The sequence below is a fragment of the Mycetocola sp. Y719 genome (genome assembly GCF_056713205.1).
Genome location: NZ_JBWYGY010000002.1, coordinates 268,981 through 290,576 on the forward strand (window position 1 = coordinate 268,981; position 21,596 = coordinate 290,576).

Below are 21,596 nucleotides of genomic sequence, written 5' to 3' on the forward strand. Positions count from 1 at the left end.
CTAGGCTCCTTCAACTCGTAGAACACTGACAACTGAATCGACAACGTCGCTCGCCTTCAGGGCGGCGACGGTGGCCTGGAGGGCGTGCTCCCGCGCGGCATGTGTGCCGATCACGAGGAACGCCGTTCCGTCTTCGTCCGGGTCGACCGTCTGTTCGACGGTCTCCACCGAGACGCCGCCCGACGCGAAGATCGACGCGACCTCGGCGAGAACACCCTGCAGGTCGCTCACCAGGAGGGTGATCTGGTACTTCGTGATCACGGCGCCGATGGGCAGCAGGGGAAGGTCTGCGTGGGTGGACTCGCCCAGCCCAGGGCCGCCTGCCACGTGTCGGCGCGCGGCGGAGACGAGGTCTCCGAGCACGGCCGATGCGGTCTGGACCCCGCCGGCGCCTGCGCCGTAGAACATGAGCGGCCCTGCGGCCTCCGCTTCGACGAACACGGCGTTGTTCCCACCGTGGACAGCGGCGAGAGGATGCTCACGCGCGACGAGCGCCGGATACACGCGGGCGGAGATGCCCTCGGTCCCATCTTCGGTCGTGATGCGCTCGGCGATGGCCAGGAGCTTGATGACATGACCGGACTTGCGGGCCGCTTCGATCTGCGCCGGCGTGATGTCTGCGATGCCCTCGCGGAAGACGCCGTCAGCCGGGACGGTGCTGTGGAAGGCGAGGCTGGCCAGGATGGTGGCCTTCTGGGCGGCGTCGTACCCGTCGACATCGAGGGTGGGGTCCGCCTCGAGGAAGCCGAGCTCGAACGCCGTCTTCTGGGCGTCCTCCATGCTGTCGCCGAAACGGTCCATCCGGTCGAGGATGAAGTTGGTCGAGCCGTTGACGATCGCAAGGATCCGCTTGACGTTGTCTCCGGCGAGGCTGTCGCGCAGCGGCCGGATGATCGGGATGGCAGCGGCGACGGCCGCCTCGTAGTAGATCTCAGCGCCGACCTGTTCGGTGGCGTAGAAGAGTTCAGGGCCGTGTGCGGCGAGGAGCGCCTTGTTGCCGGTGACGACGTCCGCTCCTGCGTTGATGGCCTGCAGGATGAGCGAGCGGGCGGGCTCGATGCCGCCGATCAGCTCGATCACGATGTCGGCGCCGACGACGAGGGATTCGGCATCCGTCGTCAGGAGTTCACGCGGGAGATCGACGTCGCGCTCCGCGTCGATGTCGCGCACGGCGATACCGACCAGTTCGAGCTTCGCCCCTGCGCGGGCTGCCAGTTCGTCGCCGTTGGCGAGGAGGAGTCTGGCCACCTGCGATCCGACGGATCCGGCCCCGAGCAGAGCCACTCGGACAGTGCGGTATTCGATCATCGTGCATCCAATCCGGCGTCTCGCGCCAGTAGGTCGGACTCGGTTTCGCCGCGGACGATCACGCGTGCGACGCCGTCACGGACAGCGACGACCGGCGGGCGCCCCAGGTAGTTGTAGTTGCTCGCCAGCGACCAGCAGTACGCGCCCGTCGCCGGGACGGCGACGAGGTCTCCCGGCGTCACGTCGCCGGGAAGATAGTCGGCGTTGACGAGGATGTCGCCTGATTCGCAGTGCTTGCCTGCGAGGCGGATGAGCGCGGGGGCCACGTCGGAGGTTCTGCCGGCCAGTCGCACCGAATAGTCCGCACCGTACAGCGCCGGCCTCGCGTTGTCGCTCATTCCCCCGTCGACGCTGACGTAACGGCGGACGGCGGACGTCCCGGCATCCGTCTGGACCTCGACGTCTTTCGTCGTTCCCACCTCGTAGAGCGTGAACGTGCTCGGGCCGATGACGACGCGGCCTGGTTCGAAGGCCACGTGCGGCACGTCGATGTCGAGACGTGAGCATTCGGATGCCACGATCCCGGCGATCTCGCGGGCGAGTTCGTCGATCGGGGTCGGGTCGTCTGCCGCGGTGTACGCGATGCCGAAGCCGCCCCCCAGGTTGAGTTCGGGCACAGCGCCGCCGGCCAGAAGGTCGCGGTGGACGGACAGCAGCCGGGCGGCTGACTCGGCGAAACCGTCAGAGCCGAAGATCTGCGATCCGATGTGGCAGTGCAGGCCGAGGAAGTGGAGCGAGTCGAAACCCCTGATGATCGCGACGGCGTCAGCGGCGTGTTCGAGGGGAAGACCGAATTTCTGGTCTTCGTGCGCCGTGGCCAGGAACTCATGGGTGTGCGCGTGCACTCCGCTGTTGACCCTGAGCCGGACGGACTGTGTGCGGCCGTGACGCGCTGCAGCTTCGGCGACCCGGGGGATCTCCTGGAGGCTGTCGATCACGATCGCGCCGATGCCTGCGCCGACGGCCCTGTCGATCTCTGCCACCGACTTGTTGTTGCCGTGCAGGCCGAGGCGCGACGCGTCGACTCCTGCGGCCAGGGCGACGGCGAGTTCACCGCCGGAGCACACGTCGATGTTGAGGCCTGCCTCGGTCACCCAGCGGGCAACCTCGGTGCAGAGGAACGCTTTTCCGGCGTAATACACGGTCGCCGTGCTGCCGACCGCGGCGAATTCACGCTGGAAGGCCGCGAGGACGTCCGCTGCGCGGGAACGGGCATCCGCCTCGTCGACGACGTAGACAGGGGTCCCGAACTGTGCGGCGAGGTCAGAGGCGGCCACTCCTGCGACGGCGATTTCGCCGGTCGCCGTCCGAGTCGCGTTCCGGGACCAGACCGACTCCTGCAGGGCGTTCGCGTCGTCCGGCAGGCGCAGCCACGACGGGGCGAGTGGGTGAGAAGCCACGGCAGGAACCAATCGTGCGGGGGACGTACCGCGCGGGTGAGCGGTGGAGACGTAATGAATTCTACCGAGAACTCAGAAGCCGCAGTCGAATTGTGGCACGCGGCGTATGCGGGCCACGGAATCCACCGGCGTCTCGCGCCCTACTCGGGGCACTCCCCCGTCGACCTGAGTGACGAGCCAGAGAGGGTGAAGTCGGACGCGGCCAGGCTCAGCGCGGCCTGCCCACCGGCCACGTCGATCCCGGAGATGGTGACGCCGACGGGCAGCCGGTCGGCCACGCAGACGCGGACCGGTTCAGAGCCCAGAAGACGATCCACGATCCCGGAGACGTCGAGGCTCCCTGCCGATGAGGTGACTTCTGCGCCCTCGGGCGTGAGGAGGACATCGGTTCCGTCCGGTGTGAGGGCGGCGGTGATGAGGTACCCGACGCTGAAACCGAACACCGTCGTCGAGTCCTCGTATCCGACGGTTCCTTCACCGAGAACCAGCTCGGGGTCGTTGCCCGGGAGGGCGAGCAGCTCGTTGAGCGCTGCCTGGTCGAGTGTCGCTGTTGCGTCGATCGAATCAACTGCCGACTTGAGGTCGATCGGAACTCCGGATGCCGTGACCGTGACTTGGTCGACGGGGATGCCCTCGAAGACGGCATCGTCCGAGGTGATCGTGACGTCCTGCATCCGGCCGCTGAGCAGCTGCAGGATCACCCAGTCCCCGGCGATGTCGACGTCGACGGTCGCCTCCACGTTCGACGGGAGGTTGGCTTCGACGGCCGCGGCGACCGCATCCTCGGTGAATCCGCGCGCGACCGACTCCGCGAGGAACGCACCGCCGACGACGACGAGCAGGGCGACGACCAGCACGATCATGGCGGTGAGCCACCGCCTGCCCGCCGATCTGCGACGAGGCTCGCTGTGGTCATCGGAACCCCGGCTCAGCTGAGCCCAGCCGTTAGCCTCCTGCGACGTCACGTCACATCCGCTCGGGTGCCGAGACGCCGACCAGGGCGAGACCGTTGCGGATGACCTGGCTGGTGGCGTCGTTGAGCCACAACCGGGTGCGGTGCACGTCGCCGATCGGTTCCTCACCGAGCGGGATCACCCGGCAGTTGTCGTACCAGCGGTGGTAGAGGCCCGCGACCTCTTCGATGTACCTGGCCACGCGGTGCGGTTCACGCAGTTCGGCAGCCTGGGCGACGATGCGCGGGAACTCCTGCAGCGCGCCGAGCAGTGCCGACTCGGTTTCGTGGTCGAGCAGTTCAGGGGCGAATACGCTCCTGTCGACACCTGCCGTCTCGGCGTTCCTCGCCACGGAGCGGGTGCGCGCGTGGGCGTACTGCACGTAGAAGACGGGGTTGTCGTTGCTGCGCTTCTTCAGCTGTTCGGGGTCGAGCGTGAGGGGCGAGTCCGCCGGGTAGCGCGCGAGCGAATAGCGGAGGGCATCCGTCCCGATCCATGCCTGGAGGTCGTCGAGTTCGATGATGTTGCCTGCGCGCTTGGACAGCTTCGCGCCGTTCACACTGACCAGCTGGCCGATGAGGATCTCGATGTCGGTGTCCGGGTTGTCTCCTGCGGCACCGGCGAGTGCCTTGAGACGGTGGACGTAGCCGTGGTGGTCGGCGCCGAGCAGATAGATCTTGTGGGCGAAACCGCGATCGGACTTCGACAGGTAATAGGCGGCATCCGCGGCGAAGTAGGTGTAGATGTTGTTGCCGCGGCGGATGACGCGATCCTTGTCATCCCCGAAATCGGTCGTGCGCACCCACACAGCGTCGTCCTCGTCGAAGACGTGACCCTGCTCACGGAGGCGGTCGACGGCGCTGTCGATGGCGCTCCGGCCGGTGGCGGGGTCTTTGGCGTGGAGTTCGCGCTCGGAGAACCAGACATCGAAATGCACGTTGAAGGAGGCCAGGGACTTCTCGATCTCGACCAGCTGGAGCTTGTAGGCGAGCTCACGCGCGGTCGCGAGCGCCTCGTCGGCGGGCAGGTCGAGCAGGCCTGGTTCGATCTCGAGCACCTGGCGGCCCAGTTCCGCGATGTAGGCGCCGGGGTACCCGCCCTCGGGCGTCGGCTCCCCCTTGATCGCGGCGAGCACGCTGGCGCCGAAGGTGTCCATCTGGCTTCCGGCGTCGTTGATGTAGTACTCGCTGGCGATGGTGGCACCGGATGCCCTGAGCACGCGGGCGAGCGAGTCGCCGAGTGCGGCCCAGCGGGTGTGACCGATGTGGAGCGGGCCCGTCGGGTTCGCCGACACGAACTCGAGGTTGATGCTCTGCCCGGCGAGCGACTCGTTGTGCCCGTAGACGGCCCCGGCGTCGACGATCACCTGCGCGAGCGCTCCGGCGGCCGCGGCATCGAGTCGGACGTTGAGGAAGCCGGGTCCAGCGACCTCGGCTGTCGCCACACCGGGGACGGCGGCAAGGCCAGCGGCCAGGTCTGTCGCCAGCTCACGCGGGTTCGCGCCCAGGCGTTTGGCGATGCGCATGGCGACGTTCGACGACCAGTCACCGTGATCGCGATTCCTCGGACGTTCGAGGATGACGTCGTCACGGCTGATCTCGGCGCCGGCGCCCGCGCGTCGGCTCTCGGCAAGCGGAACGACGAGATCGAACAGGGCAGCGGCAAGGTCGTCAGGAGTCACGCGCTCGATTCTATCCGCAGCCGCGAATTCGCCCCGACCCGGGTGGGCGGCACGGGCCGGCATATTGCTCTTGCTATCGTCGGAGCATCCAACACAGAGAGATGTACATGGCCTCCTCGTCGCTTCGCTCCCGCACGTCACGCCCGCTCGCCATCGGCGCCGTCCTCATCGGTGCGTTCCTGTTCTCCGGCTGCGCCCCAGCCGACGCCCCTGCGGCATCCTCGAGCCCGACCCCGAAACCGAGCCAGAGCTCGACACCGAGCGGCACGCCGACCCCGGAGCCCACGAGCGACACGATCGTCAGCCAGAAGGTCGACACGACCTGCGACGCTCTGCTCACGCCTGACGACATGTACGCGTTCAACCCGAACGTCAGCCTCGTCGAGGACGGCAAACCCGCCGCGGACAGCAAAGCGGGGCAGATCGCCGGCATGAACGGACTCACCTGCCAGTGGGTCAACAACTCGAGCAACGAGACCATCGACGTCGGCGTCGCCAAGCTCTCCGACGACGAGCTGACCGCGCTGAAGAACCTCGCGGTCACCGAGAGCCAGCAGGTCCCGACCTACGGCGCTCCCCCTGTGGAGGGCTACTTCATCGTCATCGGCTCCCAGGGCGAGGCCCAGGTCTTCAGCGGCTCGTACTGGGTGACCATGCGCTCGGTCGCATTCTTCGAGCCAGGCGACGCCGAACAGCTCGCCGAAGCAGCGATCGCGCACCTTCCCGCGTAGCGCGACGCGGCGCCCGGTGCCGTAGCGCGGGCGATTCGGCTTCGAGCGGGTGAACAAACACCCGCGCAGGGCCGGAACACCCGCGTGAACGCCGTCAGGCCAGGAGCACCGGCGTGCGCTGGTCGTCCATCGGCAGCATCTGGGCGACGGCACCCACCTCGACACGGTCGAGCGTGAGGTTCGCGAAATGGTTGGTCAGGAACGCGATGTCGGATGCGTCGCGGCCGGTGGCGATGCGGACGAGCGACTGCCGCGGTGCCAGCCGGGTGGCATCCACGATCTGCCAGCGACCGTCGACCCACGCTTCGGCGAGCGCGTGGAAGTCCATCGGCTTGAGCCCAGGCGCGTATGCCGAGACCATGCGGGCGGGCATGTCGCAGGCGCGAAGGAGCGCGATGACCAGGTGTGCGTAGTCGCGGCAGACGCCCTGCCTGGATGCGAACGTCGTTGCGGCGCTGTCGCCGACATCGCTCGACCCGGGCACGTAACTCAGGTTGTCGTGAACGTACGACGCGACGGCGTCGAGCAGCACCTGACCGTGCAGTCCGCCGAACAGGTCGCGCGCTGAGCGGAACAGTTTGTCCGACTCGGCGTAGCGGCTGGGGCGCAGGTACAGGATGTGATCGAGCGGGCTGGCCGGTTCCGCCGGCCGCTGCCCGGCAACGACGGCGTGGTAGTGGATCTCGTGCCCGCCTGCGTGCCCGGTGAACCGGTGCAGCCTCGACCCGTGCCTGTCGGTGAGCTCGATGGGAGTGATCGTTCCGTTGGATGAACGGATCGACAGGGTCTCAGAGAGGATCGGCGTTCCCGCGGCGACAGCAATAGACAGGATGACATCGCTGGAGCCGCCGAGGCGGAATTCGAGGTGGGCCGAAACGGTGCGATGCATTCGACCATCCTCACATGCCGCGGCGCGGCATCCGTCACCGGCCGAGGCTCTTCCGAGGGGATTGGGACCCTCTGAATTCTGATAGTTTTGTTTTATACGCCTTCGTAGCTCAGGGGATAGAGCGTCGGTTTCCGGTACCGTAGGTCGCAGGTTCGAATCCTGTCGAGGGCACACTTTTTCCAGTCACGCAGCGAGCAGTCATTCCGCTCGCTCAGCTGAGTCGTTCACTGAGATGCACGGTGACCTGGTCGCCGATGTCCTTGCCGATCAGCTTGCGCAGTTTCGCGCTGATCGACAGCATGTGCCCGCCGGTCCCCGTGGGCATGAACGCCGCTGTGACGGGCTGACCGTCGACGGTTGCGACCACCCTGACCGACTTGCCCGTGCCGAAGTAGTCGACAGAACCGGGCATCTCGACGCACGACCACACCTCGCCTTTCACGTCGACACCGATGGGTGCCGTGAAGGTGTGATCGAGGGTCCGGGGTTCAGGGGTCATGAGCCCACGCTACCGAGCCGGCCGTCTCACGGCATCCGTCGTTGTCGGTTACAGCTTCGACCACGCGTCTGTAAGCACCCCACGGAGGATCTGCTCCATCTCGTCGAACACGGCAGGACCGACGGTGAGGGGTGGTGCCAGCTGGATCACCGGATCACCGCGGTCATCTGCACGGCAGTAGAGACCGTTCTCGAACAGGCCGTTGGAGATGACGCCCTTGAGCAGGTACTCGGATTCCGGCCCTGACAGCGTCTCCTTCGTCGCCTTGTCTCGCACGAGTTCGATCCCGAAGAAGTAGCCGTCTCCACGCACGTCACCGACGATGGGCAGGTCGAGCAGTTTCTCGAGGGTCGACCGGAACGCATCACTGTTCGCACGGACGTTCCCGCAGAGGTCCTCCTCGTCGAAGATGTCGAGGTTGTCGAGGGCGACCGCCGCCGACACCGGGTGCCCGCCGAAGGTGTAGCCGTGGGGAAAATACGCCTCACCGTTCGCGAAGGGCTCGTAGATGCGGTCAGAGATGATCGTCGCGCCGATCGGCGAGTATCCGCTCGTCATGCCTTTCGCGCACGTGATCATGTCCGGCACGTATCCGTAGGCGTTGCAGGCGAAGATCTCACCGATCCGCCCGAACGCGCAGATCACCTCGTCGCTGACGAGCAGAACGTCGTACTGGTCGCAGATCTCGCGCACCCTGGCGAAGTATCCGGGAGGTGGGGGGAAACATCCGCCGGAGTTCTGCACCGGCTCGAGGAAGACCGCCGCGACCGTGTCGGCGCCCTCGAAGAGAATCTGCTCCTCGACCCGGTTCGCCGCCCACAGCCCGAACGCTTCGAGGTCATCGCCGTGCTCGGGGGCCCGGTAGAAGTTCGTGTTCGGCACCCGGAACCCGCCGGGCGTCACCGGTTCGAACATCTCCTTCATCGCGGGGATGCCGGTGATCGCCAGCGCCCCCTGCGGCGTGCCGTGGTACGCGACGGCCCGCGAGATGACCTTGTGTTTCCCCGGCTTGCCGCGCAGCTTCCAGAACTGCTTCGCGAGCTTGAAAGCCGTCTCGACCGCCTCTCCCCCGCTCGTGGAGAAGAACACGCGATTGAGGTCGCCTGGCGCGTGGCCGGCGAGGCGTTCCGCGAGCTCGATCGCGGCCGGGTGCGCGAAGGACCAGAGCGGGAAGAACGCGAGCTGTTCCGCCTGCCGCGCGGCCGTCTCAGCCAGTCGCTTCCTGCCGTGGCCGGCGTTCACCACGAACAGCCCGGACAGCCCGTCGATGTAGCGCTTGCCCCTGTCGTCGAAGATGTGGTGCCCTTCGCCGCGGGTGATGATCGGGATCCCCGGCTCGCGATCCATCCGCGTCTGGTCGGTGAAGTGCATCCACAGGTGATCGTGGGCCTTCCTCCGGAGTTCGGTCCCGTCGTCGGTCATCTCGGTGCTCCCTCTGTCGCGGCCCTGCGGATTACGCTGAGGCTACTCCCCGTCCCTCCCCCGAGGAAAGAGACAGCGAAATGACCACGCACCTGCAGAATTTCATTTCCGGCCGGCGAACGGATGCCGACGGCGACGGTCGCCTCGACATCATCGACCCGTCGACGGGCGAGGTCTATGCGACCAGCCCGGTGTCGAGCGCACGTGATGTGGGGCTCGCATACGAAGCAGCCGCGGTGGCGTTCGAGTCGTGGGGTGAGACGACCCCGTCGGAGCGCCAGCGCGCGCTACTCCGGATCGCCAACGCGCTGACGGAACGGGCCGGGGAGTTCGCCGCCGTCGAGTCGCGGGACACCGGTAAACCGCTGAAGAACCTCATCGCGGACGAGATTCTCATGTCCGCCGACCAGATCCGGTTCTTCGCCGGGGCGGCCCGCACCCTCGGCGGGCTCAGCGCCGGCGAGTACCTCACCGATCACACCTCGTACGTGCGGAGGGAACCGATCGGTGTCATCGGTCAGGTCACGCCGTGGAACTACCCGCTCAACATGGCGACCTGGAAATTCGCGCCAGCGCTCGCCGCCGGCAACACGATCGTCCTGAAACCATCGGACACGACGCCGGCGTCGACGCTGCTGCTGGCAGAACTGGCCGCAGAGTTCCTTCCTCCAGGCGTGTTCAACGTCGTCACCGGTGACAGGTCCACCGGGGCCGCCATGGTGGAGCATCCGATCCCGGCGATGGTGTCAATCACCGGTTCGGTGCGTGCAGGAATGGAGGTGGCCGCATCCGCTGCCGCCGACCTGAAGCGTGTGCACCTCGAACTCGGCGGCAAGGCGCCGGTCATCGTCTACGACGACGCCGACCTCGAGAAGGCAGCACGCGGGATCGTCGCTGCCGGCTACTTCAACGCCGGCCAGGACTGCACGGCGGCGACGCGTGTGCTCGTGCAGGCATCCGTCCACGACGACTTCGTCGCCGCCCTGACCGCGTGCGCCAGGGAGGATGCCACGACGGGCGCCCCGGATGAGGACGTCCTGTTCGGCCCTGTCAACAACGCCGCACAGCTGGGCCGGGTCACCGGCATGCTCGACCGGCTGCCCGACCACGCGTCTGTCGAACTCGGCGGTCGCCGCATCGACCGCCCGGGCTACTTCGTCGAGGCCACCGTCGTCTCCGGGCTGCGGCAACGGGACGAGGCCGTCCAGGAGGAGATCTTCGGTCCGGTCATCACCGTTCAGTCGTTCACCGACGAGGCCGAGGCCCTCCGTCTGGCCAACGGCGTGAGGTATGGCCTGGCCTCGTCCGTGTGGACCACCGACCACGGCAGGGCGATGCGCGCAGCGAAGAAGCTCGACTTCGGTTGCGTCTGGATCAACACGCACATCCCGATCGTGGCCGAGATGCCGCACGGCGGATTCGGGCACTCCGGATACGGCAAGGACCTGTCGCTCTACGGCTTCGAGGACTACACGCGCATCAAGCACGTGATGTCGTACATCGGAACCTGACACCCCGGCACGAAAACAGGAGATCGGACGGTTGTCAGGAGAAGATCGGGCGAATCATCCTGTTCATCGTGCGATCTCCTGTGAATCGTACGGATGCTGTCAGCGCTACGGCGCCGTGACGAAGTCGATGAGTTCCTCGACGCGGCCGAGGAACGCCGGTTCGAGGTCCGAGTACGTCCTCACCCGTCGGAGGATGGCCTGCCACGCCCTGGCGATGTCGGCCTGACTCTCGTTCGGCAGCCCCAGTGCACCGCAGATCCCCTTCTTCCACTCGATCGACCGGGGAATGTCCGGCCAGGTCTTCAGCCCGACGCGTTCCGGCTTCACCGACTGCCAGACGTCGATGTATGGGTGCCCGACGACGAGGACGTTCCCTCCGTGGTTGCCGCGCATTACGGCATCCGCGATCCGGCTCTCCTTCGACCCCGGCACGAGGTGGTCGACGAGAACGCCCACCCGGCGCTTCGGGGTCGGAGCGAAGTCCGCGATGATCGCGGCGAGGTCATCGATGCCGCCGAGGTATTCGACGACGACACCCTCGACCCGCAGGTCGTCGCCCCAGACCTTCTCCACGAGCTCGGCGTCGTGTCGCCCTTCGACGTAGATCCGCGACGGAAGGGCGACGCGGGCACGCGAGTCCGCGACCGCGAACGAACCGGATGCCGTTCGGGTCTGGGCGCCGGCCTTCTTTCTCGGCGCGACGAGGATGACCGGCTTCCCGTCGAGGAGGAACCCGGGGCCGAGCGGGAAAACCCGGCGCTTGCCGTGCCTGTCCTCGAGTTGCACGGTCTTGCCTTCGATGCCGGTGACGGCACCGCACCAGCCCGTCGCGGTCTCCTCTACGACGAGATCCGCGAGCGCCTCGTGCTCGGCGGGTGGCGGGGTCTTGCTGGCGCGCCAGTTCGTCGCCAGCACATCGGATCCGTAGGGGTCGTAACTCACCCGGGCTACGGTAGTCGCCGTCTGTTGCGTCGTCCGGATGCCACGCGCAGTCGCCGCACGCAAGGCCCCTCCGACTCTCTGGACGCATTCAGCCAGGCAACCCTAGACTCGGGATCGTACCTCCACCGACGAACAGAAGGCGGGCAGATGCGGGCACGCTCATTCTGGGCGATTGCGGCAGTGAGCGCCGCGATCGTGCTGGGGAATCCTGCAGCCGCGCTGGCCGCCGATCCTGTCGAACTCGGGTCTGACCGGGTGCTCGACGATGCGGGCGTTCTCTCGTCAGGGGACGTCAGCGAGATCGACGCCGCCATCGACACCCTCAACGCCGACAGCGGGGCCGACCTGTGGGTCGTCTACGTCGACGAGTTCACCAACCCCAGCGACGCAGGCGACTGGGCGAACGGCACCGCTGAGGCGAACGGCCTCGGGCCGGCACAGTACCTGCTGGCGGTCGCTGTCGACCAGCGCAGTTACTACCTCTCCGGCGCGAGCGACGGACCGGTGACCGAGGAGCAGCTCGGGGAGATCGAACAGCAACTCGTCCAGCCGCAACTGAGGGAAGACGACTGGGCGGGCGCCGCGATCGCCGCCGCCAGCGGGCTCGGAAACGCCATCGCAGGCGAGGACGTGACGGCGTCAGCTGACGGCGAAGGCTCGAACTCGATCATCTGGATCATCATCGGCGTCGCCGTTGTGATCGGCATCATCGTGATCGTCGTCGTGTTGCGCCGCCGGAAACCCGCCGTGGATCCCCGTGCCGGCGAGCCGGCGGAGCTTGCAGCGGTCTCGACCGTCGACCTCGAACGCCAGGCGGGCAGCGCGCTCGTCGCCACCGACGACGCCGTGAAGACCAGCGAGGAAGAGCTCGGCTTCGCCGTCGCGCAGTACGGCGAAGAGACCGTCGCGGCGTTCCGGACGGCGATCGCCACGGCGAAGGACAACCTCTCGCAAGCGTTCACGATCCGCCAGCAGCTCACCGACGCTGCACCGGACAGCGAGCAGCAGGTCCGCGCCTGGAACGCCGAGATCGTCCGCCTCTGCATTGACGCGAACTCAGCCCTCGACCGCGAGGCCGACGCCTTCGACGAGCTGCGCAAACTGGAGCAGAACGCGCCCGCAGCCGTCGCTGCGCTGCGCACCGAGCGGCAACAGGTCGGTTCGCGGTCCACCGTTGCCGCCGAAACTCTGCAGTCGCTGTCCAGCCGATACGCCGCCACCTCACTGAGCACCGTCGCCGACAACCTCGAGCAGTCGGCCGAACGGCTCCTCTTCGCCGACCAGACGCTCGCCGCCGCTGACGCGGACATCGCCGCAGGGGACCTCGCCGGCGCTGCCGTGGACATCCGTGCCGCTGAGGAGGCCATCGACCAGGCCGGACTCCTGCTCGACGCCATCGACAAGCTCGGGGCAGACCTCGATACAGCAGACCGGTCGATCACCGCTGTCGTCACCGATCTCAGGAACGACCTGCAGCTGGCACGGTCCCAGCCGGACCCGGACGGCTCCCTCGTGAACGTGATCGCCGCCACCGACGCAGTCGTCTCCGAGGTGGAGCAGAAGCGAGCCGCAGGCCAGCACGCCCCCGGCGAGTTGCTCGCACGGCTCGAGGCCGCGAACACCTCGATCGACGGGATCCTGCAGCAGGTCCGCGACGCCCAGGCGCGGTCGCAGCGAGCCCAGTCCCAGCTCGGGCAGGCACTCTCGTCCGCAGGCGCAGTGGTCTCCGCCGCTGAGGATTACATCACCGCCAGGCGCGGAGCCGTCGGCGCCGACGCACGAACCCGGCTCGCCGAGGCGGGACGCAACCTTGTTCAGGCACAGCAGCTCGCGGCATCCGACCCCGTAGCGGCGCTCGCGAGCGCACAGACGGCCGACCAGCTGGCCCGCGCCGCCATCGACTCGGCCCAGTCCGACGTGTCCGGCTTCGGTATGCAGCAGGGCGGCTTCGGCGGCATGATGGGCGGCGGACAGCAGCAGTCTGGCAACGGCATGATGGGCGCCATCCTCGGCGGCATCATCATCAACTCGGTGCTCGGAGGCGGCGGCCGCTCGAGCGGGGGGTTCGGCGGATTCGGCGGCGGAGGCGGCGGGTTCGGCGGCGGTCGCAGCAGTGGCCGCAGCGCAGGAAGTTTCGGCGGGAGCGGTACGCGCTCCCGGCGGGGAGGTGGCCGGTTCTGACGGCCACCGAAGACACAGATACCGATCGAGAGGAAGAATCATGGCCAAGCAATCGATCTTCGGGCGCATCGCCCAGCTGGCGAAGGCGAACATCAACGCGCTCATCGACCAGGCGGAAGACCCCCAGCTGATGCTGGACCAGATGGTGCGTGACTACACCAACAGCATCGCTGATGCCGAAAGCGCCATCGCCGAGACCATCGGCAACCTGCGACTGCTCGAGGAGGACCACGCAGAGGACGTCCGTGCAGCGAGCGACTGGGGCAACAAGGCCCTCGCCGCCAGCCGCAAGGCCGATGAGTACCGCACGGCGGGCAACACCGCTGACGCAGACAAGTTCGACAACCTCGCGAAGATCGCCCTGCAGCGCCAGATCGCTTCCGAGGGCGAGGCCCGCCAGGCCGAGCCGCAGATCGCCTCGCAGTCGCAGGTCGTCGAGCAGCTCAAGAACGGCCTCAACGGCATGAAGGGCAAGCTCGAGCAGCTGAAGAGCAAAAGGAGCGAGCTCCTCGCCCGTGCGAAGACCGCGGAGGCCCAGAAGAAGGTGGCCGACGCCGTCAAGAGCATCGACATCCTCGACCCGACCAGCGAGGTCAGCCGGTTCGAAGACAAGATCCGCCGGGAAGAGGCGAAGGTCCGCGGCCAGCAGGAACTCGCGGCGTCCAGCCTCGACGCGCAGTTCGAGTCCCTCGAGGACATCGGTGAGCTCACCGAGGTCGAGGCCCGTCTCGCCGCCCTGAAGTCCGGTGGCTCAGCCGCCGTCACGGCTAAGCCGGCACCGCACGCCGTCGAAGCGACACAGGGCGCGCCGTACACGCCGAACGAGTAATGCGACCGGGCTGACCGCCCGGGACCCAGACGCGGGAGAAGGACACGCTGCGAAAGCGGCATCCTTCTCCCGTTTCTGTTTCTACAGACGGGATGCCGTCGGTTGGCCGCCGTTGACGGAGGTGGTCAGGCGCGTTCGAGGACCGTGTCCGCCTGCGCGGCGAGGGAGTCGAGGAGCACGAGAAGCTGACCGGCCGGAGCGAGGAGAGCCTCCGGGTGCCACTGCACGCCGGTGATCGGGAGTGTGTCGTGCTCGATCGCCTCGATGTGTCCGTCGTGTGCCCAGCCCACGGCACGGAGGCCGAAGCCGAGGCGGTCGACGACCTGGTGGTGGGCACTCTGCACCACAAGGTGATCGCGGCCGTAGCGTTCGCCGAGTCCGCTTCCGGGCAGCAGGCGAACCGGATGCTCCACGAGCGCGTACTCGACGGGGAGGTCGATGTTGCGGTGCCCTGACGCGTCGACGTGCTGCAGGAGAGTTCCGCCGAGGGCCACATTGATGATCTGGTGGCCGCGGCAGATGCCGAGCACGGGAATCCGTCTGGATGCGGCGACCCTGACGAGCTGGATCTGGGCGGCATCCGCCACCTCGAAGTGGTAGCCCTCGCCCTCGTAGCCGCGTTCGCCGTCGTAGAACTGGGGATCGATGTCTTCGCCTCCCATGATGACGACCGCATCGGCGTCATCGGCGGCGTGAAGGAGACCGTCGACGCCGAGGTCCGCGGCGGAGAGCTGCGTGACGTCCCAGCCGGAGTCGCGCGCGTCAGCGGCCGCCCGGTCGATCATGGTGCGAACATAGGCGTCGTACGCCGGCGAGTGGTCACGCTGGGCGGTCACCTCGACCATGACGAGACGGCGGCCGTGGGTGTTCTCGGTCATCCCGGCCTCCTCCCTGTCGCGGTGCTGCGCTTGGACCATTCTGCACTGCGGATGGCCCGCCTGCCACGCCAGATGCAACAGGCCGCAACAGTCGTGCCTGGCATGGCCGTCCGCACGTCGCGCGAGCTGCTCAAAAACCGGATACTTGGGGGATGGCGACTTTCGTGGTTGTGCCCGCGTGGCAAGGTTCCGGTTCGTCCCGCGCGATGCGGCTCATCGATGGAGCTGAGGCGATCCGCGGGGACCTTCCCTCTTCGGCCACCGTCGTCGTCGACGTCCCGATCGAGGCCGGAGAGTCACTCGACACCGGCGTTCACCGGTTGTCCTCGCTGAAGATCATCCGCGAACGGCAGGACGCCGCGCTCCGTTCCGCGACCGCCCCCGTGATCACGATCGGTGGCGGATGCTCGGTGGAACTCGCCGCCGTCGATCACGTGCTGTCGACGAGCGACGACACCTGCGTGCTCTGGTTCGACGCCCACCCCGACCTCAACACACCTGACGAGTCGCCGTCCGGATCATTCGACGGCATGGTGCTGCGTGCTCTCACCGGCGAGGGCGTGCCCGACCTCGCAGCCAGGAACCCGCTCGCCCCCGGCCGGCTCCTCGTGCTCGGAGCCCGCGACATCGACGGTCCCGAGCAGGAGTTCCTCGACGGCTCCCCCATCACAATGCTGTCCGTCGACGAGCTGACGCCTGCCGCCCTTCTCGACGCGGTCACAGCATCCGGAGCCACCAGGGTCTACATCCACGTCGACCTCGACGTGCTCGACCCTGCCGACATCGCCGGAACCGACTGGGCGGAGCCGTTCGGACTTCCTGCCGCGCACCTGATCGAGCTGATCGGCGCCGTCAAGGCCGGATTCGCACTTGCAGGAGCAGGCATCACGGGATTCGCCCCCGCGAGCTCGGCGCATGCCATCGACGATCTCGGAACCATCCTGAGAATTCTCGGCGCTCTCGCCCGCTGACCTTTCCCACCACCCCGGGGTGGCCCTAGCCTCGAACAATGACCGATACCGAGTATGACCTCATCGTTCTGGGTGCTGGACCCGTCGGAGAGAACGTCGCCGACTACGCCACCAAAGCCGGACTCTCCTGTGTGATCGTGGAGAGCGAACTCGTCGGAGGAGACTGCTCGTTCTGGGCGTGTGTTCCGTCGAAAGCGCTGCTCCGTCCTCCTGCCGCCGTGGATGCCGCCAGGCGCGTCAACGGCGCGAAGCAGGCCGTGTCAGGTGACCTCGACGTCGACGCCGTCCTGAAGAGACGCGACTACTGGGTCAGCGACTGGGACGATTCAGGTTCACTGCCGTGGCTGGAGCAGACGGGTATCGCGCTCGTGCGCGGCCACGGGCGGCTCGCCGGGGTGCGGAAAGTCGAGGTGACCGGTCCGAACGGCGAGTTCGTGACCCTCACGGCACGGCACGCCGTCGCCGTGGCCACCGGCTCGGCTGCGCTGATCCCCAACATCCCCGGGCTGAAGGATGCCTCGCCGTGGACGAGCAGGAACGCCACGGGTGTGAAGAACGTCCCCGCATCACTCGCGGTCATCGGCGGAGGAGTGGTTGCCGCCGAGATGGCGACGCTCTACACCGCACTCGGGTCGACGGTCACCGTGATCGCCCGAAGCGGGATGCTGACCGGCCTCGAGGACATCGCCGGTGAAGCCGTCACGAAGAGTCTCCGCGCAGCGGGCGCGACAGTGCTCCACGGCTCACCCGTCGGGGTCGAGCGCACAGGCGACGATGTGGTTATCGAGCTTGATTCAGGTGAGACGGTGACAGCGGCCGAGGTGCTCGTCGCGACAGGCAGGACCCCACGGACCTCCGACCTGGGCCTCGAGACGATCGGTCTCACGCCCGGCTCCTGGCTCGATGTCGATGATTCCCTCCGGGTCAGGGGCGTCGACGGCGGCTGGCTCTACGCCGTCGGCGACGTGAACCATCGCGTGCTGCTCACCCACCAGGGCAAATACCAGGGCCGCGCGGCGGGCACCGTCATCGGCGCGCGTGCGGCAGGAGACGAGTCGGAGGCCGAACCGTGGGGCGACCACGCAGCATCCGCAGACCACGAACGCGTCCCGAGTGTCATCTTCACCGACCCGCAGGTCGCATCGGTCGGCCTGACTGCTGCCGCAGCAGAGAAGGCGGGATACCGGACGCGCGTCGTCGACTATGACTTCGCCGGGGTGACCGGTGCCGGGCTGCACTCGGACGACTACGAGGGCGCCGCCAGGGCTGTCGTCGACGAGGACCGCGGCGTGCTCCTCGGTGTGACCTTTGTCGGCCAGGACGTGGGAGAGCTCCTCCACTCCGCGACGATCGCCGTCGTGGGCGAGGTCCCCCTGACGCGGCTCTGGCACGCCGTCCCCGCCTTCCCGACGATGAGCGAAATCTGGCTGCGGCTGCTCGAGACGTACCGGAACGACCGTTGAAGCGGATGCTCGTCGACTCTCCGCTGAGCAGGCTCGGCTACCTCTACGCGAACCTGGTCGGACTGGTCTGGGGGTCGATCTGGTCGACGGGGAGGGTCGAACGACGGAACGGGCTCTGGGTGTTCACCGGGATGCCGAACTGGACGTTCGGGCGCGGCGGTTCCTGCGTCGGCGGGTGCTACCTGACCCGGTCGAATGTCTCGGATGACGTCCTCGAGCACGAGGCGATTCACAAACGGCAGTGGCAGCGCTACGGCATGCTGTTCCCCCTGCTCTACTTCGTCGCCGGGCGGAACCCGCTGAAGAACCGGTTCGAGATCGAGGCCGGCCTTGAAAAGGGCGGCTACATCCGGTCGCCCGGCGGTCGCGGCAGGTAGCGAGGGAATAGGAACGATGCACCGGTTGTATTCATGAGTATGGAATTAGGCGTTTACAGCTTCGGTGACATCCCCACTGACCCCGCGACGGGGAAGCTTGTCTCCCCCGGGCAGCAACTGCGTGAGACGATCGAGCGGATTCGACTGGCGGACGATGCAGGCCTGGACTGGTTCGGTATCGGCGAGCACCACCGGCCGGAGTACTCGATCAGCTCGCCGGCGACCGTGCTGGCCGCAGCGGCGACCGTGACGAAGAGCATCCGGCTTTCCAGCGCCGTCACCGTGCTGTCGACCGAAGACCCCGTGCGTGTCTTCCAGCAGTTCGCGACGATCGACCTGCTGAGCGGAGGCCGCGCGGAGATCGCCGCAGGGCGCGGCTCGTTCATCGAGTCGTTCCCGCTGTTCGGGGCGAACCTCGCCGACTACGACGAGCTCTACGAGGAGAAGCTCGGGCTTCTGCTCGAACTCAACGACCATGAGCGGGTCAGCTGGAATGGTCGATTCCGCCCCGCACTAGACGACGCACTCATCCTCCCCCGCCCCCACGGGGAGAAGCTCGACATCTGGATCGCCACCGGCGGCAACCCCGAATCGTCGATGCGTGCCGGGTACCTCGGCCTTCCGATCAACTACGCGATCATCGGCGGATACCCCGAGCAGTTCGCGCCGCTCGCGAAGCTCTACCGTGAGGCGGGCGAGAAAGCCGGGCATGAGGCATCCGCCCTCAAGGTCGCCGTCTCCGGTCCCGGCTTTCTCGCCGCCACGAGCCAGGAGGCGAAGGACACGTTCTACCCGTACTGGCGCACGTCGATGACCAAGATCGCCGCCGAGCGTGGGTTCACCGCGCCGAGCCGGCTCGGTTACGACAGCCAGACCGCCAGGCGCGGCGCGATCTTCGCGGGCAGCCCGAACGAGGTGGCCGACAAGATCATCGCCCTTCACGGACATCTGGCGTACGACCGGCATGCCCTGCAGATGGACTGGTCTGGGCTGCCTCACGCCCTCGTGATGCGCTCGATCGAGCTGCTCGCCTCAGATGTCATGCCTCAGGTACGCGCCGCTATCGGCTAGCCGACGCTCAGTCGAGGTCGTCGGGGTCGCGGCCGGTCCGCTCGCCGGACTCGAGTGTGGCGATCCCTGCAATGTCGGTCTCGTCGAGCTCGAAACCGAAGACGTCGATGTTCTCGACGATGCGCGACGGCGTCGCCGACTTCGGGATCACGACGTTGCCCAACTGCAGGTGCCAGCGGATCACGACCTGCGCAACGCTGACGCCGTGCTTCGCGGCGATGAGGTCGAGTGTGGGGTTGCCGAGGATCCCGCCCCTCGCCAGCGGTGACCACGCCTCTGTGACGATGCCTCTCGCGTCGTGGAACTCCCTCGCCTCGCGCTGCGGCAGCCACGGGTGGAGCTCGATCTGGTTGACCGCCGGCACGATCTCTGTTTCGGCGAACAGGCGCTCGAGGTGGTGCGGGTGGAAGTTGCTCACCCCGATCGACGCCACGCGGCCATCGGCCCTGAGCCGTTCGAGCGCCCGCCAGGTGTCGACGTACCGGTCCTGCGCCGGCGCCGGCCAGTGGATCAGGTAGAGGTCGAGGACGTCGAGACCGAGCAGCTCCATGCTGTGGTCGAATGCCCGGAGCGTGCTGTCGAAACCGTGGTCGGCGTTCCAGACCTTCGTCGTCACGAAGAGATCGCTCCGATCGACCCCCGAACGACGGATGCCGTCCCCGACGGCCTTCTCGTTGGCGTACAGCGTCGCCGTGTCGATGTGACGGTAGCCGGCGTCGATGGCGGTGGCGACGACATCCGCCGCGATGCGATCGGCCACCTTGTACACCCCCAGCCCGAGCTGCGGGATGGTGTGGCCGTCGTTGAGTGTGCGCGCTGGGATCTCGGATGCCATGACTCCATTATCGGCTCGTTAGGCTGGCGCCATGGACGCAGCAGTCACCGATCCCGTCGCCCGGATCGCGCAGGACGTCCTCGACGCGCCAGCGGTCCGTGGCATCCGCATCGTCGGAGTCGACGGCCCATCTGGCTCAGGAAAAAGCACACTGGCGGCACGCGTCGCGTCGGCCCTCGACGCACCGCTCATCCAGATCGACGACTTCGTGTCCTGGTCGGACTTCTCCGGCTGGTGGCCCCGGTTCGAGGCGCAGGTGCTCCAACCGCTCCTGGCCGGACGACCGGCACACTGGCAGGTACGGGACTGGGCGGGCGACGAGTTGGGCACCAGCCTCGGCGAGTGGAGAACCCTCGAGTGGGCACCCGTCGTCATCGTCGAAGGCGTCACCTCCTGCCGCCGGGCGGCAGCGGACAGCCTGACCTATTCGATCTGGGTCGACGCACCGGCCGGTCTGCGACTCGGCCGCGGAATCGAGCGTGACGGTGAGAGCCATCGTGCACTCTGGGAGACCTGGATGGCCGAGGAAGACGAATTCTTCCGCGACGACGGCACGCGGGACCGGGCCGACCTCATCGTCTCAGGTGAGCGCGCACTGCCCTGACCGAACCACGGGCACGGGAGGAAGGTCAGCGCGAGGTGCTGAGGCGGTACGCCGGTGGGGTCTGGATGACCTCGTCAGACACCCCGAGTCCGCCGGTGAGGTAATCGTGTTCCTCGGCGACGCCGCGGTAGTGACCACCGAGCCAGACGTGGATCTCTTCCGGGTTCTCGCACAGCATCTCGCCGGCCCAGGCACGGACGGCGCGGGAGACGGCTTCGCCCGGCGCGCATGTGCGCCCGGTGCCAGGGGCGCCTGATCGCCTCGACCGAGGCAACCAGGTGACCGTCATGCGCGGAGGAACGTGCAGGGCACCGATCTCATCCTCGGATCCGACCTCGACGAAGACACGTCCGGTCGCACAGAGCGGGAGCGTGGCAAGCATGGCTTCGAGTTCCGGGAGCGCCGATTCGTCACCGGCGATGAGGAACTGGACGCGATGCTTGTGGTTCGCCTCGTTGGCTCTGTGACCGGAGTGGTCGGTGCGGGTCTGTACGGTCATCTCCCCTCCAGTATAGGCAAGCCTTACCTGAATTCGCCAGACGACCGCCGACTGCCCAGTCTGCTCCCAGCCTCACACGGGATCGACGATGTACCTGCTGGTCACTGCGATGCGGTTGAAGGCGTTGATCGAGACGATGATCCAGCTCAGCGTCGCGAACTCGACCTCGTCGAACACCTCACGCGTCGCCGCGTAGACGTCATCTGTCACATGCCCCTCAGACACGAGGGTGATCGCCTCGGTCAGCGCCAGGGCGGCACGCTCCCTCTCGGAGTACAGCCCGGCCTCCCGCCAGGCCGAAAGAACGGTCAGCCGTTCCGCCGTCTCGCCGAGCGACAGGGCTTTCTTCGTGTGCACCCGGAGGCAGTACGCACAGGCGTTGATCTGCGACGCCCGCATCTGCACCAGCTCCGAGAGCAGCGGCTCGATCCCGGCCTCGCGGGCGAGCTGGCCGACCTCGGCCGAGAGCGCCGCGAGCTTGGCGTATGCGGTCGGACGGGTCTTGGAGAGGTGCACGCGGGCGGCAGTCGTCATGCATCCATTGTGGGCCAT

At 67.4% G+C, this 21,596-nt stretch carries 21 protein-coding genes and 1 tRNA gene; 10 read left to right on the top strand and 12 right to left on the bottom strand.

Going from position 1 to position 21,596, the window contains the following annotated elements; genetic code table 11:
* From AC1M0F_RS07665 to argS, 4 genes are all read right to left on the bottom strand, one after another.
* A complete protein-coding gene (locus tag AC1M0F_RS07665) occupies positions 1-1,308 on the bottom strand; it encodes a homoserine dehydrogenase (RefSeq protein WP_480237630.1) in 1,308 nt (435 codons plus the stop codon).
* Complete coding sequence (gene lysA / locus AC1M0F_RS07670; protein ID WP_480237631.1) at positions 1,305-2,708, bottom strand: diaminopimelate decarboxylase; 1,404 nt, start codon at positions 2,706-2,708, stop codon at positions 1,305-1,307. Before lysA ends, AC1M0F_RS07665 begins: the two co-directional genes overlap by 4 nt.
* Before the next feature lie 140 nt (positions 2,709-2,848).
* A complete protein-coding gene (locus AC1M0F_RS07675) occupies positions 2,849-3,571 on the bottom strand; it encodes an LmeA family phospholipid-binding protein (protein WP_480237632.1) in 723 nt (240 codons plus the stop codon).
* A 103-nt stretch (positions 3,572-3,674) separates the two neighbouring features.
* Positions 3,675-5,342, bottom strand: coding sequence for an arginine--tRNA ligase (gene argS, locus AC1M0F_RS07680; RefSeq protein ID WP_480237633.1), 1,668 nt, complete (start codon positions 5,340-5,342; stop codon positions 3,675-3,677).
* 107 nt (positions 5,343-5,449) lie between these two features.
* On the opposite strand from argS, the gene AC1M0F_RS07685 reads away from it, so the two are divergent.
* Positions 5,450-6,073, top strand: a complete 624-nt coding sequence (locus tag AC1M0F_RS07685) for an iron ABC transporter ATP-binding protein (RefSeq protein WP_480237634.1) — start codon at positions 5,450-5,452, stop codon at positions 6,071-6,073.
* 94 nt (positions 6,074-6,167) lie between these two features.
* Here the strand turns inward: AC1M0F_RS07685 and AC1M0F_RS07690 are convergent, their stop codons facing one another.
* Positions 6,168-6,962, bottom strand: coding sequence for a transglutaminase-like domain-containing protein (locus AC1M0F_RS07690; protein WP_480237635.1), 795 nt, complete (start codon positions 6,960-6,962; stop codon positions 6,168-6,170).
* Between the two features lie 98 nt (positions 6,963-7,060).
* Here AC1M0F_RS07690 and AC1M0F_RS07695 point away from each other — a divergent pair.
* Positions 7,061-7,133, top strand: a tRNA-Arg gene (locus AC1M0F_RS07695).
* Positions 7,134-7,173: 40 nt separating this feature from the next.
* On the opposite strand, the gene AC1M0F_RS07700 is transcribed toward AC1M0F_RS07695, so the two are convergent.
* Positions 7,174-7,461, bottom strand: coding sequence for a DUF1905 domain-containing protein (locus AC1M0F_RS07700; RefSeq protein WP_480237636.1), 288 nt, complete (start codon positions 7,459-7,461; stop codon positions 7,174-7,176).
* A 48-nt stretch (positions 7,462-7,509) separates the two neighbouring features.
* Positions 7,510-8,883 carry an aspartate aminotransferase family protein gene (locus tag AC1M0F_RS07705; RefSeq protein WP_480237637.1) on the bottom strand — a complete coding sequence of 458 codons (1,374 nt, stop codon included), beginning with the start codon at positions 8,881-8,883 and terminating at the stop codon, positions 7,510-7,512.
* 80 nt (positions 8,884-8,963) lie between these two features.
* Between AC1M0F_RS07705 and AC1M0F_RS07710 the strand changes: the two genes are divergently transcribed.
* Positions 8,964-10,394, top strand: coding sequence for a gamma-aminobutyraldehyde dehydrogenase (locus AC1M0F_RS07710; RefSeq protein ID WP_480237638.1), 1,431 nt, complete (start codon positions 8,964-8,966; stop codon positions 10,392-10,394).
* Between the two features lie 105 nt (positions 10,395-10,499).
* Here the strand turns inward: AC1M0F_RS07710 and AC1M0F_RS07715 are convergent, their stop codons facing one another.
* Positions 10,500-11,336 (bottom strand): DUF3097 domain-containing protein, encoded by an 837-nt coding sequence (locus tag AC1M0F_RS07715; protein ID WP_480237639.1) that lies wholly within the window; start codon positions 11,334-11,336, stop codon positions 10,500-10,502.
* Positions 11,337-11,483: 147 nt separating this feature from the next.
* On the opposite strand from AC1M0F_RS07715, the gene AC1M0F_RS07720 reads away from it, so the two are divergent.
* Together AC1M0F_RS07720 and AC1M0F_RS07725 are read left to right on the top strand one after the other, a co-directional pair.
* Entirely contained in the window at positions 11,484-13,517 is a 2,034-nt protein-coding gene (locus AC1M0F_RS07720; protein WP_480237640.1) for a TPM domain-containing protein, read from the top strand.
* 40 nt (positions 13,518-13,557) lie between these two features.
* Positions 13,558-14,346, top strand: a complete 789-nt coding sequence (locus tag AC1M0F_RS07725; protein ID WP_480237641.1) for a PspA/IM30 family protein — start codon at positions 13,558-13,560, stop codon at positions 14,344-14,346.
* Between the two features lie 125 nt (positions 14,347-14,471).
* Here AC1M0F_RS07725 and AC1M0F_RS07730 read toward each other — a convergent pair whose 3' ends face one another.
* On the bottom strand, positions 14,472-15,224 hold the full coding sequence (locus AC1M0F_RS07730; RefSeq protein WP_480237642.1) for a gamma-glutamyl-gamma-aminobutyrate hydrolase family protein: 753 nt from the start codon (positions 15,222-15,224) through the stop codon (positions 14,472-14,474).
* 152 nt (positions 15,225-15,376) lie between these two features.
* Between AC1M0F_RS07730 and AC1M0F_RS07735 the strand changes: the two genes are divergently transcribed.
* Genes AC1M0F_RS07735 through AC1M0F_RS07750 form a run of 4 tightly spaced genes read left to right on the top strand, consistent with a single transcriptional unit; the run spans position 15,377 to position 19,106 of the window.
* Positions 15,377-16,195 (top strand): arginase family protein, encoded by an 819-nt coding sequence (locus AC1M0F_RS07735; RefSeq protein ID WP_480237643.1) that lies wholly within the window; start codon positions 15,377-15,379, stop codon positions 16,193-16,195.
* A gap of 38 nt (positions 16,196-16,233) precedes the next feature.
* Positions 16,234-17,658, top strand: coding sequence for a dihydrolipoyl dehydrogenase family protein (locus tag AC1M0F_RS07740; RefSeq protein ID WP_480237644.1), 1,425 nt, complete (start codon positions 16,234-16,236; stop codon positions 17,656-17,658).
* Positions 17,659-17,663: 5 nt separating this feature from the next.
* Positions 17,664-18,035 (top strand): Fe-S oxidoreductase, encoded by a 372-nt coding sequence (locus AC1M0F_RS07745; RefSeq protein ID WP_480237645.1) that lies wholly within the window; start codon positions 17,664-17,666, stop codon positions 18,033-18,035.
* A gap of 33 nt (positions 18,036-18,068) precedes the next feature.
* A complete protein-coding gene (locus tag AC1M0F_RS07750) occupies positions 18,069-19,106 on the top strand; it encodes an LLM class flavin-dependent oxidoreductase (RefSeq protein WP_480237646.1) in 1,038 nt (345 codons plus the stop codon).
* A gap of 7 nt (positions 19,107-19,113) precedes the next feature.
* Here AC1M0F_RS07750 and AC1M0F_RS07755 read toward each other — a convergent pair whose 3' ends face one another.
* Positions 19,114-19,941, bottom strand: coding sequence for an aldo/keto reductase (locus AC1M0F_RS07755; protein ID WP_480237647.1), 828 nt, complete (start codon positions 19,939-19,941; stop codon positions 19,114-19,116).
* Positions 19,942-19,972: 31 nt separating this feature from the next.
* Between AC1M0F_RS07755 and AC1M0F_RS07760 the strand changes: the two genes are divergently transcribed.
* The gene (locus tag AC1M0F_RS07760) at positions 19,973-20,545 is read left to right on the top strand and encodes a uridine kinase family protein (RefSeq protein WP_480237648.1); all 573 of its coding nucleotides are present in this window, start codon (positions 19,973-19,975) and stop codon (positions 20,543-20,545) included.
* Between the two features lie 25 nt (positions 20,546-20,570).
* Here the strand turns inward: AC1M0F_RS07760 and AC1M0F_RS07765 are convergent, their stop codons facing one another.
* Together AC1M0F_RS07765 and AC1M0F_RS07770 are read right to left on the bottom strand one after the other, a co-directional pair.
* Positions 20,571-21,044, bottom strand: a complete 474-nt coding sequence (locus AC1M0F_RS07765) for an SIP domain-containing protein (protein WP_480237649.1) — start codon at positions 21,042-21,044, stop codon at positions 20,571-20,573.
* Between the two features lie 72 nt (positions 21,045-21,116).
* Entirely contained in the window at positions 21,117-21,578 is a 462-nt protein-coding gene (locus tag AC1M0F_RS07770) for a carboxymuconolactone decarboxylase family protein (RefSeq protein WP_480237650.1), read from the bottom strand.
* Positions 21,579-21,596 lie beyond the last annotated feature (18 nt).